The organism is Arthrobacter sp. (genome assembly GCF_048266065.1).
GTDB lineage: Bacteria > Actinomycetota > Actinomycetes > Actinomycetales > Micrococcaceae > Arthrobacter_H.
Genome location: NZ_JBLXAH010000003.1, coordinates 120493 through 142913 on the forward strand (window position 1 = coordinate 120493; position 22421 = coordinate 142913).

Here is a 22421-nt window from a genome sequence, read left to right on the forward strand (position 1 = left end):
CACGAAGGGGGGCATGCGCCGGATGGCGCATGCCCCCCTTCGTGGTGTTTTTGGACCGGCTAGGCCGACATGGCCTTGCCGGCCTCGGCCTTGCCGCGGTTGATCGAGACCCACTTGGAAGACGGCCAACCGGTGGACCCGGGCTCGCCCGGCAATGTCTCGCCGCGCAAGGAGGACTGGGCCGTTTCCCGCATGCACAGGATGGACACGAAGCCGATGACGCCGGCGATGGCCATGTACCAGCCGGGAACCAGCACATTTCCCGTGGTTTCGATCAGCTGGTTGGTCAGCGTCTGCGACGGGCCGGCGAAGAAGGCAGTCGAGAAGTTGTAGCCGATCGCGAACCCGGTGTACCGCACCGCCGTGGGGAACAGCGCCGGAAGCGTCGAGGAGACCGAGGAGACCAGGATGACCAGCAGGATGCCCAGGACGGCCAGGCCGACGAATTGCAGGAAGAGGTTGTCCACGCCCAGGAGCATCAGCGCGGGGACGGAGAGCACCGCATAGCCCAGGGCGGCGGTGACCAGCAGCGTCTTGCGCCCGATCTTGTCGGAGAGCGAACCCATGAAGGGGATGACCAGGAGCATGACGGCCATGATGGCCACCAGCATCCAGTTGCCCTGGGCCGTGCTGTGGCCCAGCTGGCTGCTCATGTAGGTGGGCATGTATCCGAGGATCAGGTAGAAGGCGACGTTGAGCAGGACCACGAAGCCCATGAGGACCAGGATCTGGCGCCAGTGGTCGCGGATGGTGTCCCGGATGGGGGTCTTGGTCGTCTCGTTCTCCCCGGTCGCCTCGGAGAACACCTTGGGTTCGCCCAGCCGGGTCCTGATGTACAGGGCGGTCATGCCCAGCGGGATGGTCAGCAGGAACGGCAGGCGCCACCAGCCGGCGGCCATCCCGTCATCGCCGACCACGGTGATCAGCACCGTGCAGACGATGGCGGCGAGGATGAAGCCCACGGTGGTGCCGAATTCGAGGAAGGAACCCAGGAAGCCACGCCGCTGGTCCGGTGCGCTTTCGGCCATGTACACGGCGGCGCCACCGTATTCGCCACCCGCGGAGAAGCCCTGCACCAGCCGGCACAGCAGCAGCAGTGCCGGGGCCAGGATGCCGACGCTGCTGATGGTCGGCAACAACCCGATGGCGCCGGTCGCGGCGGTCATCATGGTCACGGTCAGCACCATGACCTTCTGGCGCCCAAACCGGTCGCCCAGCGGGCCCAAGACCAGTCCACCGAGCGGCCTGACCAGGAAGGACAACGCCAGGGTGGCCAGGGTCAGGGTGACGCCGAGTCCGCCGTCGCCCTCCTCGGAGCCGAAGAAGTTCGTGGCCATGAAGACCGTCAGGTAGCCATAGACGCCGTAGTCGAACCATTCGACGGCATTGCCCAGGGCCGACCCCAGGATGGAGCGGCGCAGGTTGCCCTTCGCCTCCGCGCTTTGTGGTTCGGCCCCGGGGGCGTTGGGGTCCTCCACTGCTGTCTGGCCGCTGGAGCCGGCCGGGTTTTCGGTCATGAGCGTTCGCCTTCCGGAGGGGGATCGAGGCGGTCGGCACGGGATGCGCCGGCGTCGGAGCCCATCAGTGTGGTGACCAGCATGGCATAGGCCCTGGTCGCGGCCTGTATTTCCGACAGGCGCACCGATTCGTTGGGTTGGTGTGCCTGGTCGTTCAGTTCGCCCGGTCCGAGCACGATGGTGGGAATGCCGAAATCGCGGGAAATGAAGCCCCCATCGCAGGACGCGGTCCATCCCGTCACCCGGGTCTCCACGCCCGCTGCGGCCAGGGATTGCGTGGCCGCGATGACCAAGGGGTGGTCGGCGTCGGTGCGGAATCCCGGCATTTCCATGGTCGTCGTGGCGGAAACCGATATGCCGTCCGCGGTGATATCCGCAGCATGGATCCGTTCCATCAGCTCCCCCCGGATCCGTTCGGTGTCCTCGCCGGGCATGAGCCGGCGGTCCAGCCACAGGTGGGCCTCGGGGGCAACCATGGAGGTCCCCCGCCCGCCCGAGATCATGCCGGTGTTCCAGGTGGCATGGCCAAGGAGGGGATCGGCGTCGGCGGCCAGCCTCTGCTGGTCCTCGGTGATGAGGTTGCAGATGCGCACCGCGGCATCGATCGCGTTGCGGCCGTCACTGGGCCGTCCGGAGTGTGCGGCCCGGCCCGTCACCTCGATTTCCAGGTAGGAGTCGCCGCGGCAGGCGATGACCGTCTCCAGATCGGTTGGCTCGGCGACGATGCACGCACCATAGGCGTGGTCCAGCCCGTCGGCGACGACGGCACGGATCCCAGCGCCGGTCTCCTCCTCGTCGACCGTGCACGCCAGGGTGACCGGCCCGGAGAGGCTGGTCCCAGCGTCGCGCAGCGCCGACATGGCGGTCAGCACAGCGGCCAGGCCGCCCTTCATGTCGGTGGCGCCGCGGCCGAAGATCCGGCCGTCGGCCACGTGGGCGTCGAACGGTTCGCGGTCCCAGCCCTCCCCGACGGGGACGACGTCGGAATGCCCCAGGAAGAGCACCCCCTCACCGTCCCCTCCGGGCAGGGTGATGAAGACATTGGGCCGGCCCGGTTCGACCTCGCGGACGGTGGCCTCCAGGCCCCGGTGCCGCGCGGCGTCGACCAGAACATCGGCAGTTGCCTGCTCGGTGCCGCCGGGGTTCTCCCCGCCGGCGTTGACCAGGGCAATCGTCAGGGCCGTCAGTTCGTCGAGGTCGATCGGGGCGATGGTGGCCCCGGCGGCCGTGGCTTCCATTCAGCCACGTCCCGGTGCCGGACCGGATGCCACGGTGGTGGCCGTGGCCTGTCGTGTTTCGGCCAGTGCCGCGTCCAGCGCAGTGGCCAGGCGCTGCACCCCGACGTCGGTGCGTTCGGGGCCGGTGGAGGCGAAGCACAGCCGCAGTGCCGAGGCGAACCGGCCGCCTGCCGACAGGGCGGGCCCGGGAATGAAGGCGACCCCTTCGGCCAGGGCGATCTCGAACAGCCGGCGGGTGTCCACCGCGGCGTCCTCGCCGGTGAGCGTGACCCAGAGGAAGAACCCGCCATCCGGGTGGGTGGTCCTGATCCTGCCCGACAGGTGCTTCTCCAGGCTCGCGAGCATGGAGTCGCGGCGGTTGCGGTATTCGGTGCGCAGTCCCGCCAGGTGCTCGTCCAGGATGCCGCGGCGCAGGTACTCGGCGACGACGTGCTGGGCGGGGACGTTGGTGCAGGTGTCCATGGCCTGCTTGGCGTTGATGATCAGCTGGCGCAGCGACGGGTCGGCGTCGATCCAGCCCACCCGCAGGCCCGGGGCCAGGATCTTGGAGAAGGTCCGGACCGAGAAGACCAGCGGGTCGTTGCCGCTGAGCTGGCGGAACCCGGGAAGGTCCTCGCCGGCGAAACGGAGCAGGCCGTACGGGTCGTCGTCGATGATGACCGATCCCCAGCGGCGGGCCAGGGCAATGATCCGTTCGCGGCGCTCGGCGGACAGCGTAGTGCCGGAAGGGTTCTGGAAGTTCGGGATCGTGTAGATCGCCTTGGGTGTGCGGCCGGCCTCGGCCACGAGGCGTTCGAGCTCGTCGACGTCCATCCCGTCCTCGTCCATGGGCACCTCGAGCAGGTCCGCCCCGTAGCTCAACGCCGTGGCCGAGCCGTTGGTGTAGGTCGGGGATTCCACGATGACCAGGTCCCCCGGGTCCACGAACAACTTGCAGGCGATATCCAGTCCCTGCATCCCGCCGGAGGTGATGCTGATCCGCTCGGCGGACGTCGGCTCCGCGGTGGTCTCCAGGTAGTCGACCAATGCCGAGATCAGCCGTGGCTCACCCTCGGTGGCGCCGTAGGTGAACGAGGAGGAATCGTGCACGGTGGCGGCGATGTCGGTGAAGTCCTGCACGGGGACGAACTCGTCGGCCGGGGCGCCCATGGCGAAACGGATGATGTCGTGTTTCTGGGCAGCGAGCAGCGAAGTGCTGGAGTCGATGACGGAGCCCACGAGGTTTGCGGCGCGGCCGGCAAGCGGCAGGTTCAGGGTGGTCATGGTGTCTCCTTCGGTGGTTCGGGGGTCGGGTCGTTGGCGAGGGCATCCAGCGGCGAGACCGTCGGGCGGGCCGGGTCGCTGTCTGCCGTCTCGGCGTTGCGCGCGACGATGCTGATGGATCCGGTCATCGTCGATTCGGTGGGTGTGGTGAAGCCGAAGCGCGGCGTGGCCGGCCGCCGCGGCTCGTCGACCGGCTGGGCCTCGGCGGGGGCACCCGGGGAGAGGTGGACGGCCCGTTCGCCGGGATTGCCCAGCAGCGAACCCGGTGCCGATCCGCCATCGCCGACGTGGATCAGGCCACGCGGGTAGGAGGTGAAGGTCTCGACCCCGGTGTCGGTGACCCGGATGGCCTCGGAGACCTCGTAGCCGTATCCCTCCATCCACATGCCGCACATCAGGTGGAAGGTCATGTTCTCGGTGAGGATCGTCTGGTCCTCGCTGCGCAGCGAGATGGTCCGCTCGCCCCAGTCCGGCGGGTAGCCGACACCGATCGAGTAGCCGATGCGCGATGCCTTTTCATAGCCGTACTCGAAGAGGGTCCGGTTGAAGACCTGGGAGAGCTCCTGGACGGGTGCGCCGGGCCGTACAGTTTCCAGGACGGCGGCCAGGGCGTGGTCGGTGGCCTGGGCCAGGTGGGCCAGCTGCGGGGTCGGTTTTCCCGGGATGAAGGTCCGGGCCATGGGCACGTGGTAGCGGTGGTGGGCGCCGGCCAGCTCGACGACCATCGCCTGGTCGGCCTTGAGCGCCTCGTCGTTCCAGGTCAGGTGCGGGGTATCGGCCGATTCACCGGTGGGCAGCATCGGCACGATCGCCGTGTAGTCGCCGCCGTATTCCTCGGTGCCCTTGATCTGGGCCTGGCTGATGGCCGCCGCGACGTCGCATTGGCGGGTTCCCACGGCAATGGCTTCCTGCGCGGCGCGCATGGCCCGGTCGGTGACCACGGCGGCCTTGCGCATCAACTGGATCTCGGCCGGCGACTTGATCGCCCGCACCCAGTTGACCAGTTCGAAGCAGTCCACCAGCGTCCATTCCGGCAGGGCGTTGACCAGGGAACGGTAGCCCTTGGGCGAGAAGAAATGGGCGTCCATTTCCAGCCCCACGCACCCCTTGGTGGCGGGGGCGATGAGATAGCGGGCGCGCAGGGCGTAGGCGACCCAGTCGAAGGGGTGCAGGTGCGGGCGGTGCACGTAGCGTTCCGGATAGCCGACGATGTTCTCCTGCGGCAGCCAGGTGGTGCGGAAGGCGCCGTTGGCGTCCATCTCGCGGGTGAACAGGATCATGTCCCCCTCGAGGGGGACGAAGACCATCTGGGGGGTGTAGAACGACCAGGCGTTGTACCCGGTCAGGTAGTAGATGTTCGCTGGATCGGTGACGATCAGCGCGCTGAGGCCCTGCTCCTGCATGCGCACCCGTGCCGCGGCCAATCGTGCGGCGTACTCTTCGGTGGTGAAGAGCAGTGGTGCGACGCCCTCTTGTTCCATTCAGACTCCTCGAAACCTCGTTGGTAGATTGTTGACAATACTAGGTTGTGGTCCGGCTCACTGACAAGAGCCGGCGGCTCAGGCGCGCGGCATGGCCATGTACTTGGTCTCCAGGAACTCCTCGATGCCCACCCGGCCGCCCTCGCGTCCGAGCCCGGAGGCCTTGATGCCGCCAAAGGGGGCAGCGGGATTGGAGACGATGCCGGTGTTCAACCCGACCATCCCGACCTCCAGCGCATCGCCGACCCGGAAGGCGCGGTCCAGGTCCCGGGTGAACAGGTAGCCGGCCAGCCCCCAGGGGGTGTCGTTGGCCATCGCCACGACCTGCTCCTCGGTATCGAACGGGATCAGCGGTGCCACCGGGCCGAAGATCTCCTCGGTCATCAGGTGCGCCGAGGGATCCACATCGGTGAGCACCGTGGGGGAGTAGAAGTAGCCCCTGCCCTCGGGCCGGGAGCCACCGATGACCACGCGGGCACCCTTGGCCACTGCGTCGTCGACGAGTTCGCCGACCTTCACCAGTGCCTTCTCCTCGACCAGCGGGCCCACCTCGGTGCCGTCGACGGCGCCATCGCCCACGGTCAGGGCACCGAGCCGTGCGGCGAGCTTCTCGGCGAAGGCATCGGCCACGGAGGACTGGACGAAGATCCGGTTCGCCGCGGTGCAGGCCTCGCCCATGTTGCGCATCTTCGCGGCAAACGCGCCCTCGACGGCGCGGTCCAGGTCGGCGTCCTCGAAGACGATCAGCGGGGCGTTGCCGCCGAGCTCCATCGAGGAGCGCATCACGTGCTGCGCCGCCTGTTCGAGCAGCCGCACGCCCACGCCCGTGGAACCGGTGAAGCTGATCTTGCGGGCGATCCCCGATTCCATCCACGGGGTCACCACGGAGGAGGCGCTCTTGGTGCACACCACGTTCAGCACGCCCGCCGGCAGGCCGGCCTCGATGAGGATGTCCACCAGGGCCAGCGAGGACAGCGGGGTCAAGTTGGCCGGCTTGAAAACCATCGTGCAGCCGGCGGCGATGGCCGGGCCGATCTTGCGGGTGCCCATGGCCAGCGGGAAGTTCCAGGGGGTGATCAGCACGCAGGGGCCCACGGGTTCCTTGCTGACCATGATCCGGTTCTTGCCGTCGCCGGTGAGGGTCTGGTCCCCGCCGATGCGCACAGCCTCCTCGGAGAACCAGCGGAAGAACTCGGCGGCGTAGGCGACCTCGCCGCGCGCCTCGGCCAGCGGCTTGCCCATCTCGGAGGTCATGACCAGGGCCAGTTCCTCCTGGCGGGCCATGATCAGGTCGTAGGCACGGCGCAGGATCTCGCTGCGTTCGCGGGGTGCGGTCCTGGCCCAGTCCTTCTGGGCGGCCCCGGCGGCCTCGATGGCCCGCCGGGCGTCCTCGGCGTTGCCGTTGGCGACCGTGGCGATGACCTCCTCGGTCGCCGGATTCACCACATCGAAGCGCTCGCCGGAACTGGACTCGACCCAGGCGCCGTCGATGTACAAGCCGGTGCTGATCGCCTCGACGGCCGCGCGTGCCGCGGTGGACGGGGTGGAGGTCTGCGTGGTCATGGGTGCTCCTTCGGGTTGCTGGTGGAATGCTGGTGGTTCGTGGCGGCGGCGGGGCCAGGATCGAGCAGTTCGGCCAGGTGCAGGCCGCGCCGTCCGCCGTCGAGTTGTTGGACCTGCATCGTGCAGGAGAAGCCGTCGGCAAGCACCGGGGTGGTGCCGTTGCCGGTGCGCATGGCCGGGGCGAGCGCCTGTTCGGCGACCTTCATGCTGGTCTCGTAGTGGTTGGCCTCGAAGCCGAAGTTCCCGGCGACGCCGCAGCAGCCGGTCGCCTCGATGACTTCCGGTACCCCCAGTGCGGCCAGGGCCTTGCGCTGTGTCGCGGCACCGAACACCGAATACTCGTGGCAATGCGACTGCAAGACGACGGAATCGGGCACCTCGGCTGCCGGGGACGGGGTCCAGCCTCCGGCCGCCAGGGTGGCGATGTGCGAGGCAAAGCTGCGCACCCGTGCGGCGACGCGGCGGGCCGCATCGGTGTGCACGAGTTCGGGCAGGTCCTTCGCCAGGGCGGCGGCGCAGCTGGGTTCGACCACCACGATCGGGCGGTCACTGCCGTCATCGAGCGTCTCGGCGGCATGGGCCAGCAGTTTGCGGGCCGTGCCCAGCTGCCCGGTGGAGATGTAGGTCAACCCGCAACAGGCATCGGCCGAACACGTCACCGGTTCCCCGGTGCCGGCCAGCACGCGCGCCGTGGCTCCCGCAACGTCCGGGCGGAAGCCCTTCGTGAACGTGTCCACGAAGAGCACCGCCCCGGTGGGCGCAGCGTCAGTGGGCGCAGTGCCGGAGGAGGCATCGCCGTCGTACCCGGTGGCGACGACGCGCGGTACCGTGCCGCTGCGCGCCGACAGGGTCCGGGGCGGGCCGGTGCGCCCCCGGGGGTCGGCGGCCAGGGCGGCGTCGACCTCGCGGCGCCAGGCGGCGGCCGGGGCGAAGCGGGGCAGTGCCCGACGGGTGGTCAATCCGCCGGCCGCGGCGACCAGCTTGCCCAGTGGCGAGCCCATCACCGCGTTGACCAGCGGGGTGATCCGGCCGGTGAGCTTGAGCCAGCGGGGCAGCCAGCCCAGGGAGAAGTGCGAGAGCGGGCGCATCCGGCCCTGGTAGTAGTGCGAGAAGAACTCGGACTTGTAGGTGGCCATGTCCACGCCGGTCGGGCAGTCTGAGGCACACGCCTTGCAGGACAGGCACAGGTCCAGCACCTCGCGGACGGCCTCGGACTTCCAGCCCTCCTCGACGGTGGCCGCGTTGCGGACCATGTCCTGCAGCACGCGGGCGCGGCCCCGGGTGGAGTCCTTCTCGTCCCCGGTGGCCCGGTAGCTGGGGCACATCACCCCGCCGGCGTCGGACCTGCATTTGCCGACCCCGATGCAGCCCTGGACGGCGTGGACGAACGGGTCCACCCCGTGCACGGTTTCCGGGCCGGAGGCGGGGGAGAGGTCGAAGCTGGTGCGCCACTGGCGGTCTGGCACCCCGTCCAGCAGCAGGTGCTCGTCGAACGCGTCGGGGCTGGTCATGACCCCGGGGTTCAGCAGCCCCGACGGATCCCAGATCGCGCGGAAGGACTCGAAGGCCGCCAACATCTGCGGTGAGTACATCAGCGGCAGGAATTCCGAGCGGGCGCGGCCGTCCCCGTGTTCGCCGGAGAGCGATCCGCCATGGGAGACGACCAGCCGTGCGGCGTCGGCGGTGAACTCGCGGAACACCGCCCGGCCCGCGGCGCTGCGCAGGTCGTAGGTGATGCGCACATGCATGCACCCTGCCCCGAAGTGCCCGTACATCACACCGTGCAGGCCGTGCTCGGTGAGCAGGTCGCGGAAGTCGGCCAGGTAGTCGGCCAGGCGTTCGGGGGCGACGGCTGAATCCTCCCAGCCGGGCCAGGACTCCCCGCCGGTGTGCAGCCGGGAGGACAACCCGGCGCCGTCCTCGCGCACCCGCCACAGCGAGGCGCGCTCGGTCGCGTCGGGGACGACCCGGCCATCGACCATCCGCCCGATGGAGCGCAGCCGGGCCAGCAACTCGTCGGCCTGGGCCTGGACGTCGGCCGGGTTGGCCCCGTCCAGGTCGATGTACAGCCAGGCCTTCCCGTCGGGCAGCCCGGTGACCGAGTCCTCGCCGCGGCGGGCCCTCATGGTCGCGACGATGGCGTCGTCGATCCCCTCGACAGCTGCGGGGGAGAAGCCCAGGATGGTCTCGATGTCACGGGCCGCCTCGACCACGTCCGGGTAGCCGACGCACACCAGCAGCGCGCTCGCCGGCTTGTGCACCAGCGCCATGCGGGCGCGCACGACGACGGCGCAGGTCCCCTCGGACCCGCCGAGGGCCCGGGCGATGTTGAAGCCCTTTTCGGGCAGCAGGTGTTCCAGGTGGTAGCCGGAGACTTGGCGCTGGATCTGGCCCAGGTCGGTGCGGAACCCGGCCAGGTTGTCCTGCACCAGCCTCTCCATCGAGGAGGTGAGTTCGGCGGCCCGGCGCACCGCACCGGCGTCGTGCGGATCGGTGGCGCGGATCCCGGTGGCGGTGGCGGTCAGCGCGGTGCCGTCGGAGGTGATGAGGTCGAATTCGATGACGTGGTCGCTGGTGCGGCCATAGCGCACCGAATGGTTGCCGCAGGCGTCGTTGCCGAGGGCCCCGCCGACGGTGGCGCGGGTCTTCGAGGACGGATCGGGGGCGAACGTGAGCCGGCCGGCGGTGCGGGCCTCGATCTCGCGGGAGAGCGTGGCCAGCACCATGCCGGGTTCGACGTCGACCCAGAGGCCGTCCTCGTCCAGGGCGTGGATGGCGTTCATGTGGTGGGAGAAATCCAGGACCACCCCGGGACCGACGGCGTTGCCGGCCATCGAGGTGCCGCCGCCCCGGCCGGTCACCGGGGTGCCGGTGGCGTGGCAGGCGCGCAGGGTGGCCGCCACGTCCGCCGGGGTGCGCGGGAACACGACGCCGAGCGGTCGGACCCGGTAGTTGGAGGCATCGTAGGAGTACTCCGCCCGGCGGTGTTCGGAGACATCGATTTCGATGCCCGCCGCGTCGAGGCGCCCGGCCAGGGTGTCGGGGGTGGCCGGGGCTGCTGTCTGGGTCATCTGCTGCTTTCCGGCGCTAGGCCTTGGCGAGGGTGCGTTCGGACACCGCGGAGACCGCGGCCTCGAAGCGGTCCAGGCCGAGCGTGATCTCGTCCGCGGTGACCACGAGCGCGGGGATCAGGCGCACGACGTTGCCCTGCGGGCCGCAGGTCAACGTCAGCAACCCGTGGCCGGTGGTCTCCTGCTGGATGGCCGCCGCCGTGGCGGCGTCGGGCTTGCCGTCGGAGGTGCTGAACTCGATGCCCTGCATCAGGCCCCAGCCGCGGACGTCCCCGATGGAGGGGAAACGGGACTGGATGTCCTTCAGGCCGGCCTGCAACTGGTCCCCGCGCACGCGGGAGTTCTCCACGAGGCCCTCGTCGTCGACGACGGCCAGGGTGGCCACGCCGGCCGCGGCGGAGACGGCGTTGCCGCCATAGGTCCCGCCCTGCGAACCGGGCCAGCCCTTGGACATCAACTCGGTGGAGGCCGCGATGGCGGAGATCGGGAAGCCGGAGGCGATGCCCTTGGCGGTGATGAGGATGTCGGGCGTGGCGGTGGAGTGCTGGTGGCCCCAGAACCTGCCGGTGCGGCCGACGCCTGCCTGGACCTCGTCGATGATCAGCAGGATGTCGTGGGCGGTGGCGCGTTCGCGCAGTCCCTCGAGGAAGCGGGGAGGGGTGGGCAGGTAGCCGCCGTCGCCCAGGGCCGGCTCGATGAGGAAGGCCGCTGTGTCGTTCGGTGCCGTGCGGGTGGTGAGCAGGTAGTCCAGTTCCTGCAGGGCGAAGTCGATGGCGGTGTCCTCGTCCCAGCCGTAGCGGTAGGCGTAGGGGAAGGCTGACATGTGCACGCCGGCCATCAGCGGGGAGAAGCCGGCGGAGAACCGGGTGCCGGCGGTGGTCAGGGAGGCTGCGGCGACGGTGCGGCCGTGGAACCCGCCCTGGAAGACCACGATGTTCGGCCGGCCGGTGGCCATGCGGGCCAGCCGGATGGATGCCTCGACGGCCTCGGAGCCGGAGTTGGCGTAGAAGACGGAGTCGAGTCCGGCGGGCAGCTTTTCGCCGAGCTTGTCGGTCAGTTCCAGCAGCGGCTGGTGCATGACAGTGGTGTTCTGGGCGTGGATGATCTTGCCGCACTGCTCCTGCGCGGCGGCGACGACGCGTGGGTGGCAGTGGCCGGTGCTGGTCACCCCGATGCCGGTGGTGAAATCCAGGTATTCGGCCCCATCGGTGCCGTAGATCCAGGATCCGAGGGCGTGGTCGACCACTACGGGGGTCGCTTGCTTCAACAGGGGGCTCAAAGTCGTCATGTGTTCATCGTGGAGGCCCGATCGGTAGATTGTCAACAATCTTTCGTGACGGTAGCGTGGATGACGTGGAACACACCGATACCCAGCGCCCGCGCCTGGCCCTGCTCACCGCCCCCGGGGTCCCCGACCCCCATAACCTGGACGCCATCCGCGAACGGGCCGACGTCGTCCTCACCCACGCCGACACCCTGGCCGACTCCCTCGCCGGGGCCGATGCCGTCCTGCTGTGGGACTTCTTCTCCTCGGCGCTCAGCGATGCCTGGCATGCGGCCGACTCGCTGCAGTGGGTGCACGTGGCCGCCGCCGGTGTGGATGCCATGCTCTTCGACGGGTTGCGCCAGTCCCCGGTGGTGCTCACCAACGCCCATGGGACGTTCTCCCAGCCCATTGCCGAGTTCGTGCTGGCCTCGATCCTGGCCCACGACAAGCAGCTGCACCGCAGCGAGTCGTTGCAGCGCCAGGGCATCTGGAAGCACCGGGAACTGACCCGTACCGGCGGCTCGCGGGCGATTGTGGTCGGCACCGGCGACATCGGGAGGGCGACAGCCCGGCTGCTGCGGGCCGTCGGCATCCAGGTCCAGGGTGCCGGACGCACGCCCCGGGACTCCGACCCGGATTTCGGCAGCGTGTTCGCCAGCGACGAGCTCGCCGCCCGGGTGGCGGACGCCGACCATGTGGTGTTGGCGGCGCCGCTGACCGAGGCCACCCGGGGGATCCTGGATGCCAAGGTCCTGGCCGCGATGAAACCCAGCGCGCACCTGGTCAACATCGGCCGCGGTTCCCTCGTCGACGAACCGGCCCTCATCGACGCACTGCGGGACGGCCAGATCGCCGCCGCATCTCTCGATGTGGTCGCCGTCGAACCCATGCCCGCCGAGCATCCGTTCTGGCAGATGGAGAACGTGCACGTCTCGGCCCACATGAGCGGCGACGTCCATGGCTGGAGGGACGAGCTCGCCGACCAGTTCCTGGCCAACCTCGACGCCTACATCGCCGGCACACCGCTGAACAACGTGGTGGACAAGGACCGCGGCTACGTCAGTTCCGCGCCCACATCCTGACCGTCGGACACCCGGAGCGTCAGACCTCGGGATCATCCATGATCGCGCGGACTTCCTGGGCGCAGCGGCAGGAGGCCGCGATCTTTGCCGCCCACTGCAGCGCCTCGGCATGGGAATCCACCTCGATGATGGAGAAGCCGCCGATGTGCCGGGGGATCTGCGTGTCGTCCACCGACCCATCGGTGCCCACGATGCTGACATCGTGACTGTCCACACCTCCCCCGAAGATCCAGACACCGGCCTTCTGGGCCTGCCGGACCACGGCATGCGAGGCGGCCGCGACGGCGGGCAGGTCTTCCCTCGGGAACCTCATGTCCCCGTCATTGAACGAGATCAGGTACCTCGTCATGGACTTGCCTCCCTCTTCCGGCGGCACTGGCTGCCGGCACGTGGTCGCTTCGGACTGCTAGGAGTCTAACCCCGCACGCCGTCCGGGCCCAGAGGCAACGAAGGCCCCCTCCGGCGCATACCGGAGGGAGCCTTCGGGGGAGAAGTGGTTCCTAGCGGCCGGTGCCGCCGTGGACCTGGGCCTCGATGTCGGAATCGAGTTCGAAGGCACCGTGGACCGCGCGCACCGCGGTGTCCAGCAGCTCGGCGTCGGTGACGATCGAGATGCGGATCTCCGAGGTGGAGATCATGTCGACGTTCACCCCCGCCTGGTGCAGCGCCTCGAAGAACCGGAAGGAGACCCCCGGGTTCGAGCGCATGCCGGCACCGATGAGCGAAAGCTTGCCGACCTTGTCGTTGTAGGAGATCTTCTCGAACCCGATCTCGGCCTGGGAGGCCTCGAGGGCGGCGATGGCGTCCTTGCCCTCGATGATCGGCAGCGTGAAGGAGATATCGGTCTTGCCGGTCTCGGCCTTCGAGATGTTCTGCACGATCATGTCGATGTTCACGTTCGCGCCGGCGATGACGCCGAAGATCTGCGCGGCCGAGCCCGGGACGTCGGGAACGCCGATCACGGTGACCTTGGCCTCGGAACGGTCGTGGGCAACGCCGGAGATGATGGGCTGTTCCATGGGTTCTCCCTCTTGGATCTTGATGTTGTCGTCGGGGCTGGGCAGCACCCAGGTCCCCTCGTGGTCGGTGAAGGACGAGCGCACATGCAGCGGCACGCCGAAACGGCGGGCATACTCGACGCAGCGCAGGTGCAGGATCTTGGCGCCCGAGGCCGCCATTTCCAGCATCTCCTCGCTGGAGATCATGTCGATCTTCTGGGCGGTGTGCACGATCCGCGGGTCGGCCGTGTACACGCCGTCGACGTCGGTGTAGATCTCGCAGACGTCGGCACCCAGGGCCGCTGCCAGCGCGACGGCGGTGGTGTCGGAGCCGCCGCGGCCCATGGTGGTGATGTTGTTCGACTCCCGGCTCATGCCCTGGAATCCCGCGACGATGGAGATGTAGCCGCGGTCGATCGCCTGGCGCACCCGGTGGGGGGATACGTCGATGATGCGCGCCTTGCCGTGCACCGCGTCGGTGATCATGCCGGCCTGCGAGCCGGTGAAGGAGACGGCCTGGCCGCCATTGGAATCGATGGCCATGGCCAGCAGGGCCATGGAGATGCGTTCGCCCGCGGACAACAACATGTCCATTTCACGGGCTGGGGGCGCGTCGGTGAGCTGCCCCGCGAGATCGAGCAGCTCATCGGTGGTGTCGCCCATGGCCGAAACCACTGCGACGACGTCGTTCCCGGCCGCCTTGGTGGCGAGGATCCGGGCCGCGACGCGTTTGATGCCTTCGGCATCCGAGACCGACGAACCGCCGAACTTCTGGACAATCAGGCTCATGCGTTTTGCACACTCCACTGGGTTGAGGACAGGACGGCCCACCGCCAACCCGGCTGGGCACATGCTTAACCACTATAACGAGGCCGCCGCGCGCCGCCCCGGTCGCGTGACTGCCACCGGTCATAATGCGCGCCCGGCACCCATCATCCCGGGGGATGATTCGCGCCCGCACGGTGCTGCATAGGATGGGCGCCAAGAACCCTGCGCATCGGCCGCCGGGACGCGGAAGGCGGGGGAACATGGGAGCCAGGACACCACGGCACGACGGCGGGGCGCCGGGGACGGTGCCCACGGAACCGCTGGGGGTGGTTGCCACCTCGCTGGCCCGGTCCTTCGGGACGGTGCAGGCGGTCCAGGCCATCGACTTCACCGCCCGGCCCGGGGAGGTCACCGCGCTGATCGGACCCAACGGATCGGGCAAGACGACCCTGCTGCTGATGCTCGCCTCGCTGCTGGCCCCCGATGCCGGGGGCATCAGGATCTGCGGCATCGACCCGGTCGCCGACCCCCGCGCGGCCCGGGCGCAACTGGGCTGGATGCCGGACACGCTCGGCGTCTGGGAGGAACTCACGGCCCACGAGATCCTGGCGATGATGGGCCGGCTCTACGGGGCATCGAAGGCCGCCGCCGCGGCACGGGCCGACGAACTGCTCGAACTCGTGATGCTCCGGGAGTTTGCCGCCCGCCCGGCCCGGGTGCTCTCCCGCGGACAACAGCAGCGCCTCTCGCTGGCCCGGGCCCTGGTCAACGACCCCCAGGTCCTGCTGCTCGACGAGCCCGCCTCCGGCCTGGATCCGGGTGCGCGGATCGAACTGCGCAACCTGCTGCGCGGTCTGGCGGACCGGGGCCGGACCGTGGTGGTCAGCTCCCACGTGTTGGCCGAACTCGACGAGATGGCCGACCGCGCCGTCTTCATAGCCGGGGGACGCAGCGTGCGCGAATTGACGGTCGACGACGCCGGGGCCCGGCAGCGCAGATATTCCATCCAGTCCACCGACCCGGCAGCCCTGGCGACCGAGCTCTCCGCCGCCGGCGTTCAGACGGTGGCGGCCGACGGATACCGCCGCAAGCCCACGGTGGTGCGGCTGGATTCGGAGGCAGCGGCGGCAGCGCTGTTGCGCCGCCTGGTGCTGGCCGGGGTGCCGGTCACCGCCTTTGGGCCCAGCTCAGGTGCGCTGGAGGAGTCATATGTGAGCAGTCTTGAACCGGCCGAAGCCGACGGCGAAGGGGAGACCCGATGAGCACGACGGCCCCCACCAGGACCACCCTGGGATTCTTCGCCGGGATCGGCACGGTCTTCCGGATGGAGACACGTCAACGCCTGCGGACCCGTGGCTGGTACATCCTGCTGGCTGTCTGGTTCGTGGTCATCGGCCTGGTGGCGGCCCTGGCTGCCTTTGCCACGGGCGCCGCGTCCGGCATCGGCCAGATGATGTTCGAGCTGGTCATCGCGTTCGTGCTGTTCTTCGGCCTGCTGGTCGCCCCGGCCCTGTCGGCCAACACCGTCAGTGGTGACCGCTCCGCCGGGACGTTGGCCATCCTGCAGAACACGCTGCTGACCCCGGGGCAGATCCTCGCCGGAAAATGGCTGGCCGCCTGGGTCTCCTCGCTGGCGTTCCTGGTGGTTTCGGTGCCGATGATCGTCTGGGCCATGACCTATGGCGACGTGTATCTTCCGGCAGTCCCCGTCTTCCTGCTGATGACGGCCGTCGAATTCGGCATCGTCTGCGCCATCGGTGTCGGCGTCTCCGCCAGGGCCGGCCGGCCCCTCTTCGCCGTCGTGTCCACCTATCTGCTGGTCGCCTTGCTCTCCCTGGGGACTGCCATCGCCTACGGGCTGTCCTTCCAGCTGGTGGAGGAGCAGGTCACGGTCTCCGCGCAGATCTGGCCCGATGATCCCTGGTCCAAGGTGCAGTACAACGACGCCGGTGAGGCAGTCGATGCCCAGGGGAAGGTCATCGAGGACCAGGAGGCCTACCTGGAGGGGATCCAACGGGAGCAGGAATCCTACACGATCGACCCGGAGGCCTACGTGTGCGGTCCGGACACCTACGAGTCGAGCATCTTCCACACCGAACGGATCACGTGGCTGCTGGCCGCCAACCCGTTCGTCGTCCTGGCGGATGCGGTGCCGGCCCGGGCCTCGACCGGGTTCCCTGCGGAGTCCGGCATCATGCACTCGCTGAGCGAGGGGGTCCGCGCGTCGCAGGCCGGCGTGCCCGGACGCGCTCCGTGCCTGGACGGCAGGAAGCAGGAGCCGGCAGCAGCAGCCGGGCAGGCCGCGGGGAGCAATCCGCTGTGGCCGCTGGGCCTGGTGGCGCAGGTCGCGGTTGCGGCGGTGCTGGTGCTGCTGGGCCGCCAGCGGTTGTCGACCCCCACCCGGAAGTTGCCGCGGGGGACCCGGATCGCCTGAGTGCCCTCCGGGGTTCCCTCCTGCGGGGCAGCCGGGGAGGGAAAACGCGTGGGCCGCCACCTCCCCCCAGGGGCGGCCCACGCGCGTCTAATGGGTGCCGATCGTTCCGTCGGCGTCGCCGAGCACGGCGTGCAGGAAGTCCTGGGTGCGCTGGTGTCTGGGGTTGCTGAACATGACGTCTGGCGCGGCTTCCTCCACGATCTTGCCGCCGTCGAACATCAGGACCCGGTTCGAGACGTCGCGGGCGAACTGCATCTCGTGCGTGACGATGAGCATCGTGATGTCGGTGGTGTCGGCGATGTTGCGCAGAATGGCCAGCACATCCCCGACGATTTCCGGGTCCAGGGCGCTGGTGACCTCATCGAGCAGGAGGATCTCCGGGTCCATGGCCAGGGCACGGGCGATGGCCACGCGCTGCTGTTGCCCACCGGACAACGACGAGGGATTGGCGTCGGCCTTGTCGGAGAGCCCGACCTTTTCCAGCAACTGCCGGGCCTTGGCGCTGGCATCGGCCTTCGACTGTCCCAATACGTGGACCGGGGCCTCGATGATGTTCTCCAGCACCGTCATGTTCGGGAAGAGGTTGAACTGCTGGAAGACCATGCCGATCCGCTGGCGGATCCGCTTCTGGTCCTTCTTGCTGCGCTCGACCCGTTTGCCGCCCCGCTCTTCGTGGGTCAGGGGTTCGCCGCCGACGAAGATGTACCCGTCGGTCGCTTCCTCCAGGGTCATGACCAGACGCAGGATGGTGGTCTTGCCGGACCCGGAGGGGCCGATGAGGGTCACCCTGTCGCCCTTCTCGACGCTGAAGTTCAGGTCGTGGAGCACCACGTTGTCCCCAAACGCCTTTTCGACATCCCGGAACTCGATCACGGGAGCGGTGGCACTGCCCCCGCGGGTGGCCGGGGCTGTTGATGACTCAGGTGTTGTAGGCAAGGCGCTTTTCCAATCTGCCAATGAGAAGTGAGGTGGGGTAGCTGGCCAACAGGAAGATGACGCCCACCAGGGTCAGTGGCTCGATGTACCGGTAGGTGTTGCCGCCGTAGATCAGGCCGGCGTTGACGAGTTCGACGACGCCGATGACCAGCAGGAACGGGGTGTCCTTGAACATCGAGATGGCGTAGTTGCCCAGGGCGGGGATGGTGGCACGTAGTGCCTGTGGGATGATCACCGCGGTCCAGGTCCGCCGCGTCGACATGGACAGGGCGGTGGTGGCCTCCCACTGCCCGCGGGGCACGGAGTCGATGCCTGCCCGGTAGACCTCGGACATGTAGGTGGAGTAGTGGATCCCGAAGACGATGACACCGACGGTGATGGCGTCCAGGGACAGGAAGGCGTAGTAGGCGAACAGCAGCTGGATGATGATCGGGGTCATCCGGATGATGTTGGCGATCCACTTGACCACCTCGGCGACCGGTCGCGGCGACAGGCGCATTGCCATGGCGATGACCAGGCCCAGGATGGAGGCGATGACGGTGCCGAGTGCCGTGACCACCAGGGTCACCTTCAGGAATTGCAGCAACAGCGTCGGCAGGACATCTGCTGCCGTGCTCCAGTCCCAGTCGAGGCCGGCGGCGGGGATCCCGATCATTGGATTCCTCCTGCCCGGGTGGTGGCAACGGGCGCGGGCGACAGCATCTGCCGCAGGGAGGTCCCCTGGCCCAGCTTGTGTTTGGCCTGGCGCTCGAGCAGGTTCATGGCCAGGGTGAGCACCAACGCGAAGAGGAAGTACCCCAGCATGCCCACGATGCCGTAGGTGAACAGCGTGCCGGAGACGCGTTTGACCTGGTCGAGCTGGAAGGTGAAGTCAGCCAGCGTGATGTATCCGACGATGGCGGTGCCCTTCATCAGGTGGATCAACAGGCTGGATAGCGAGGGGATCATCAGGGCCCAGGCCTGGGGGAAGATGATCCGGCGCATGCGCTGGACGGTTCCCAGGCTGAGCGCCGTGGTGGCTTCCCACTGTCCGCTCGGCACCGATTGGATGGATCCGCGGACGACCTCGGCGGCATAGGCGCCATAGTTCAGGCCCAGCGCCAGGACCCCTGCGACCATGGGGTGCAGGTCGATGCCCAGCAGCGGCAGGACGAAGAAGAACCAGAAGATCTGGACCACCAGTGATGTGCCGCGGAAGAACTCGATGATGACACGGGCGGGGATGCGGAAGGCCTTGGCGGGGCTGGCTGCGGCCAGGCCGAGGATGACGGCCAGGATGAAGGCGGCGATGGCACCCAAGATGGTCAGTTCCACGGTGACGCGGAGGCCGTCGAGCAGGCGGGGCATGGCCTCGCCGATGGCGGCGAATTTATCGTCCACGGAGGATGGACTCCTTCTCGTGCAGGAGGGACGGGGCAGCGAAGGTGCGACCGGCCACCAGGACCGGCCGCACCAGCGACGGGGCTACTTCGAGCCGGGGGCACCCTTGCAGAGTTCGGCGGTCGTCATGTCCTTCGGCGGAAGGTTCTCCGCGGTGAACCCGAACTCGCCCACGACGTCGAGGTAGGACTCCTCGGACGCGGTCACCTTGGCCAGGCCCTCGTTGTAGGCCTCGCGCAGTTCGTCATCGCCCTTGGCGAAGACCGTGGAACCGGCACCGAGCTGCTTGACGCCGTCGATCTCCTGGACGAAGCCGTCACCGACGGAGACGTTGGCATCCGGGTTGTCCTTGGCCATGGTGGTCAGCGAGATGGCCGTCATGGCGAAGGCGTCGGCGCGGCCGTTGTCGACGGTGTCCATCCCGGTCTGGGCGTCGGGGACCGACTGGACCTTCAGGCCCAGGGACTTCGCGTAGCCGGCTTCGATGCCACCGGCGAGCACTGCGAGCTTGATGTCCTCGCCGCCATCCTCCTTGGCCTTGACCGAGTCAAGATCGGTCAGGCCCTTGGGGTTGCCCTTCTGGGTCATCAGGGCAGTGGTGTACATGATCTCCGGATCGGCGAAGTCCGCCTCCGCGCAGCGATCGGGCAGGATCGACATGCCCGCGCTCACGGCGTCGAAGCGGCCGGCCTTCAGGCCCGGGATCAGGGAGTTCCAGTCGACGAGCTTGGTTTCGACGTTGTCGATGCCCATGCCGCCGAAGATCTTCTTGGCCAGTGCGATCGTGGCGCCGGTGGCCTCGCCCTTCTCCTCATAGGAGTACGGCACCTCACCGGCGATGGCCACGGTGATGGTCCCCTTGTCCTTGAGCGCCTGCAGGTGGCCCTCTCCGGCCTGCACCGAACCGGAGCCGCCCGCGGCTTCGCCTTCGGTGGTCGTGGTGCCTCCGCAACCGCTGAGGGCGAGCGAAAGCGAGGCAAGGACGGCGCCGGAAGCCAACAGCGACCGGCGGCGGAAAGTGCGGATCATGATGTACCCCTTTTCAGGTGACGGGTTCCGGATCGACCGCGCCTCCCCCCAGGGTGGCGCGGCCATCATCGGGTAAACCCGACCGGATGGTGCAGAGTGGTGTAAATCACGCTAGTCATGAAAAGGTCAATTGACAATCTGACGTTCCAGACATCGGATTGTCGACAACTTCGTTTCGCGTGTTTCCCCTGGCCCGGATTGGCGGGGTTTATCGATGGATTGGGGGGTGTCGTCACGCCGCAATCTCCCCGGCGTCGCATCGTCACGATTAAGTTACGATCGATCAGCAACGGACCCGGAACGTCGTTGACGACGCACGATTCGTTTTCATCCGCCCCGAGAATGGAGCCCCCATGCCCACGGCCCACCAGGCGCCGGCCCCGAGCATGGGCCGCGTCCTGCGCTCCTCGACGATCGACCTGATCACCGTCCAATTGCGCGACGCGATCTACGAGGGCCTCATCCTGCCAGGCGCCCAGCTCCAGGAGGCGGTTGTCGCCCAGGAACTCGGCGTCAGCCGCGGATCGTTGCGCGAATCGGCCCAGCGATTGGTCCAGGATGGCCTCCTGGTGGCCCGCCAAGGGCAGGGCCTGCGCGTGGCCACAGTGGGCGTCGAGGACCTGGAACCGTTGTATGCCACCCGGTTGATCGTCGAAGGTGCCGCGCTCCGCAGCCTGGCGGGCCTGCCGACCGTCCGCGAACGTCGACGACGGCTGGCCCAGGCGTTCGGCTTGCTGGAGCGGCTGCACGGGCTGGCGCACCAGGCGGCGGCTTCGGAGTCCCCCCGATCGATCGGCAATACCGACCTGGAACTGCATTTTGAGATGGTCCGGGCGGCGGGCAACCTGCGGCTGTGCCGCTACATGTCCACGCTGGTCATGGAAACCAGGCTGGCCAGCCTGGGCCATCCCCGGGGCTACATCGTGCGCACCGACGTCCATGCGGTGCACCGCGAGCGCCTGGACCTCGTCGTCGCAGGTGACGGGGAGGCGGCAGTGGCCCAGCTCCAGGCGCACTTCGCCGATACCGTGGACCGGCTGACCGGCAGGTCGCCCGGACCGGTCGCGACGGCGATCGTCGACATCACCGAGGGTGACCAGCAGTGGGGGCCGATCGGTTCCTGACCCGCGACGGGGACCGCACGGGGTGACCGGCGTGGCCCGGGGCCCTAGTCTAGAGCCCATGTCCACTGCCCAGGAAGTCCTCGCCCGCTACCTCCAGAACCAACGCGATGCCCTGCTGTGGAAGCTGGAGGGACTGGACGAATATGATCTGCGCCGCCCGATGACGGCTACCGGCACGAATCTGCTGGGGCTGGTCAAGCACGTGGCCACGATGGAGTACGGCTATTTTGGCGAATGCCTCGGTCGGCCCGCGCCGGAGCCGATGCCGTGGATCGACGACGACGCCGAGGACAACGCAGACATGTTTGCCACCGCGGACCAGAGTGCGGAATGGATCCTAGGCTTCTACCGGCGCGCCACCGCCCATGCCGATGCCACGATCGCCGAGCTGGACCTGGAGGCGGAGGCATTCGTCCCCTGGTGGGGGCCCGAACGTGGCCACACGAACCTGCAGCGCCTGCTGGTCCACATGATTGCCGAGACGGCACGCCATGCCGGGCATGCCGACGTCGTGCGTGAAGCCCTCGACGGTTCGGCGGGACTCTCCAGTGCCCACGGCAACCTCCCGGCGGGGGACGGCGCCTGGTGGGAGGGGTACCGCGCACGCCTGCAGGGGATCGCCGAACGGTTCAGGAGCTGAGGAGCCGGCCGGAGCGGTCAGGACATGACGCGGCGGCCCTCGAAGGCCCGCCCCAGGGTGACCTCGTCGGCGTATTCGAGGTCCCCGCCGACCGGCAAACCCGAAGCGAGCCGGGAGATCTTGATGCCGATGGTCGAGAGCATGCGGGCCAGGTAGGTGGCCGTCGCCTCGCCCTCCAGGTTCGGGTCGGTGGCGATGATGACCTCGGTGATCTTGTCGTCGTGCAGACGCCCCAGCAGTTCGCGGATGTGCAGCTGGTCGGGGCCGACACCGGCAATGGGGTTGATGGACCCGCCGAGCACGTGGTACTTGCCGCGGAACGAGCGCGTCCGTTCCACCGCCATGACGTCCTTGGACTCCTCGACCACGCAGAGCACCGTCTCGTCCCGGCGCGGGTCACGGCAGATGTTGCACGTCTCCGCCTCGGTGACGTTGAAGCAGACGGAGCAGAACTTCACCTTGTCCTTGACCGCCCGGATGGCATCGGCGAGCCGGTTCATGTCCTCGGGATCGGCCTCCAGGACGTGGAAGGCGATCCGCTGGGCGGACTTGGGCCCGATGCCGGGCAGCCGACCGAACTCGTCGATCAGCTCTTGGACTGCACCTTCGTACACGAAACCTCACACTGCG

19 protein-coding genes are annotated in these 22421 nt (G+C 68.5%); 5 read left to right on the plus strand and 14 right to left on the minus strand.

Annotation, left to right across the window (positions count from 1 at the left end; genetic code table 11):
- Positions 1 to 59: 59 nt before the first annotated feature.
- The 7 genes from ACN0TP_RS06065 to ACN0TP_RS06095 all read right to left on the minus strand — a co-directional run bounded on the left by ACN0TP_RS06065 (position 60) and on the right by ACN0TP_RS06095 (position 11421).
- A complete protein-coding gene (locus ACN0TP_RS06065) occupies positions 60 to 1517 on the minus strand; it encodes an MFS transporter (RefSeq protein ID WP_417217718.1) in 1458 nt (485 codons plus the stop codon).
- Positions 1514 to 2755, minus strand: coding sequence for a M20 family metallopeptidase (locus tag ACN0TP_RS06070; protein ID WP_417217720.1), 1242 nt, complete (start codon positions 2753 to 2755; stop codon positions 1514 to 1516). Before ACN0TP_RS06070 ends, ACN0TP_RS06065 begins: the two co-directional genes overlap by 4 nt.
- A complete protein-coding gene (locus ACN0TP_RS06075) occupies positions 2756 to 4018 on the minus strand; it encodes a PLP-dependent aminotransferase family protein (protein ID WP_417217722.1) in 1263 nt (420 codons plus the stop codon).
- Positions 4015 to 5499, minus strand: a complete 1485-nt coding sequence (locus ACN0TP_RS06080; RefSeq protein WP_417217724.1) for a M24 family metallopeptidase — start codon at positions 5497 to 5499, stop codon at positions 4015 to 4017. Before ACN0TP_RS06080 ends, ACN0TP_RS06075 begins: the two co-directional genes overlap by 4 nt.
- Positions 5500 to 5577: 78 nt before the next feature.
- Positions 5578 to 7062 carry an NAD-dependent succinate-semialdehyde dehydrogenase gene (locus tag ACN0TP_RS06085; protein WP_417217726.1) on the minus strand — a complete coding sequence of 495 codons (1485 nt, stop codon included), beginning with the start codon at positions 7060 to 7062 and terminating at the stop codon, positions 5578 to 5580.
- On the minus strand, positions 7059 to 10133 hold the full coding sequence (locus tag ACN0TP_RS06090) for an FAD-binding and (Fe-S)-binding domain-containing protein (RefSeq protein ID WP_417217728.1): 3075 nt from the start codon (positions 10131 to 10133) through the stop codon (positions 7059 to 7061). Before ACN0TP_RS06090 ends, ACN0TP_RS06085 begins: the two co-directional genes overlap by 4 nt.
- Before the next feature lie 16 nt (positions 10134 to 10149).
- Positions 10150 to 11421: an aspartate aminotransferase family protein gene (locus ACN0TP_RS06095; RefSeq protein ID WP_417217730.1), complete on the minus strand. Its 1272-nt coding sequence runs from the start codon at positions 11419 to 11421 to the stop codon at positions 10150 to 10152.
- Positions 11422 to 11486: 65 nt separating this feature from the next.
- On the opposite strand from ACN0TP_RS06095, the gene ACN0TP_RS06100 reads away from it, so the two are divergent.
- Positions 11487 to 12482: a D-2-hydroxyacid dehydrogenase gene (locus ACN0TP_RS06100; protein WP_417217732.1), complete on the plus strand. Its 996-nt coding sequence runs from the start codon at positions 11487 to 11489 to the stop codon at positions 12480 to 12482.
- Positions 12483 to 12501: 19 nt separating this feature from the next.
- Here the strand turns inward: ACN0TP_RS06100 and ACN0TP_RS06105 are convergent, their stop codons facing one another.
- Complete coding sequence (locus ACN0TP_RS06105; protein ID WP_417217734.1) at positions 12502 to 12831, minus strand: YciI family protein; 330 nt, start codon at positions 12829 to 12831, stop codon at positions 12502 to 12504.
- Positions 12832 to 12982: 151 nt separating this feature from the next.
- Positions 12983 to 14269 carry an aspartate kinase gene (locus tag ACN0TP_RS06110; protein ID WP_417217736.1) on the minus strand — a complete coding sequence of 429 codons (1287 nt, stop codon included), beginning with the start codon at positions 14267 to 14269 and terminating at the stop codon, positions 12983 to 12985.
- A gap of 239 nt (positions 14270 to 14508) precedes the next feature.
- Here ACN0TP_RS06110 and ACN0TP_RS06115 point away from each other — a divergent pair, with 239 nt between their 5' ends.
- Together ACN0TP_RS06115 and ACN0TP_RS06120 are read left to right on the plus strand one after the other, a co-directional pair.
- Positions 14509 to 15510 (plus strand): ABC transporter ATP-binding protein, encoded by a 1002-nt coding sequence (locus ACN0TP_RS06115; protein WP_417217738.1) that lies wholly within the window; start codon positions 14509 to 14511, stop codon positions 15508 to 15510.
- Positions 15507 to 16682, plus strand: a complete 1176-nt coding sequence (locus ACN0TP_RS06120) for an ABC transporter permease (RefSeq protein ID WP_417217740.1) — start codon at positions 15507 to 15509, stop codon at positions 16680 to 16682. The genes ACN0TP_RS06115 and ACN0TP_RS06120 overlap by 4 nt, the downstream gene beginning before the upstream one ends.
- An 87-nt stretch (positions 16683 to 16769) precedes the next feature.
- On the opposite strand, the gene ehuA is transcribed toward ACN0TP_RS06120, so the two are convergent.
- The 4 genes from ehuA to ehuB form a co-directional block, all read right to left on the minus strand.
- The gene (gene ehuA, locus ACN0TP_RS06125; RefSeq protein WP_417217742.1) at positions 16770 to 17618 is read right to left on the minus strand and encodes an ectoine/hydroxyectoine ABC transporter ATP-binding protein EhuA; all 849 of its coding nucleotides are present in this window, start codon (positions 17616 to 17618) and stop codon (positions 16770 to 16772) included.
- Positions 17602 to 18273: an ectoine/hydroxyectoine ABC transporter permease subunit EhuD gene (ehuD, locus tag ACN0TP_RS06130; RefSeq protein WP_417217744.1), complete on the minus strand. Its 672-nt coding sequence runs from the start codon at positions 18271 to 18273 to the stop codon at positions 17602 to 17604. Before ehuD ends, ehuA begins: the two co-directional genes overlap by 17 nt.
- Positions 18270 to 18998 carry an ectoine/hydroxyectoine ABC transporter permease subunit EhuC gene (gene ehuC / locus ACN0TP_RS06135; protein WP_417217746.1) on the minus strand — a complete coding sequence of 243 codons (729 nt, stop codon included), beginning with the start codon at positions 18996 to 18998 and terminating at the stop codon, positions 18270 to 18272. Before ehuC ends, ehuD begins: the two co-directional genes overlap by 4 nt.
- An 84-nt stretch (positions 18999 to 19082) precedes the next feature.
- Positions 19083 to 20027 (minus strand): ectoine/hydroxyectoine ABC transporter substrate-binding protein EhuB, encoded by a 945-nt coding sequence (gene ehuB / locus ACN0TP_RS06140; RefSeq protein ID WP_417217747.1) that lies wholly within the window; start codon positions 20025 to 20027, stop codon positions 19083 to 19085.
- Positions 20028 to 20380: 353 nt separating this feature from the next.
- Here ehuB and ACN0TP_RS06145 point away from each other — a divergent pair, with 353 nt between their 5' ends.
- Positions 20381 to 21151, plus strand: coding sequence for a GntR family transcriptional regulator (locus ACN0TP_RS06145; protein ID WP_417217749.1), 771 nt, complete (start codon positions 20381 to 20383; stop codon positions 21149 to 21151).
- A 58-nt stretch (positions 21152 to 21209) separates the two neighbouring features.
- Positions 21210 to 21791: a DinB family protein gene (locus tag ACN0TP_RS06150; RefSeq protein ID WP_417217751.1), complete on the plus strand. Its 582-nt coding sequence runs from the start codon at positions 21210 to 21212 to the stop codon at positions 21789 to 21791.
- Positions 21792 to 21808: 17 nt separating this feature from the next.
- Here ACN0TP_RS06150 and recR read toward each other — a convergent pair whose 3' ends face one another.
- The gene (gene recR / locus ACN0TP_RS06155) at positions 21809 to 22405 is read right to left on the minus strand and encodes a recombination mediator RecR (protein WP_417217753.1); all 597 of its coding nucleotides are present in this window, start codon (positions 22403 to 22405) and stop codon (positions 21809 to 21811) included.
- Positions 22406 to 22421 lie beyond the last annotated feature (16 nt).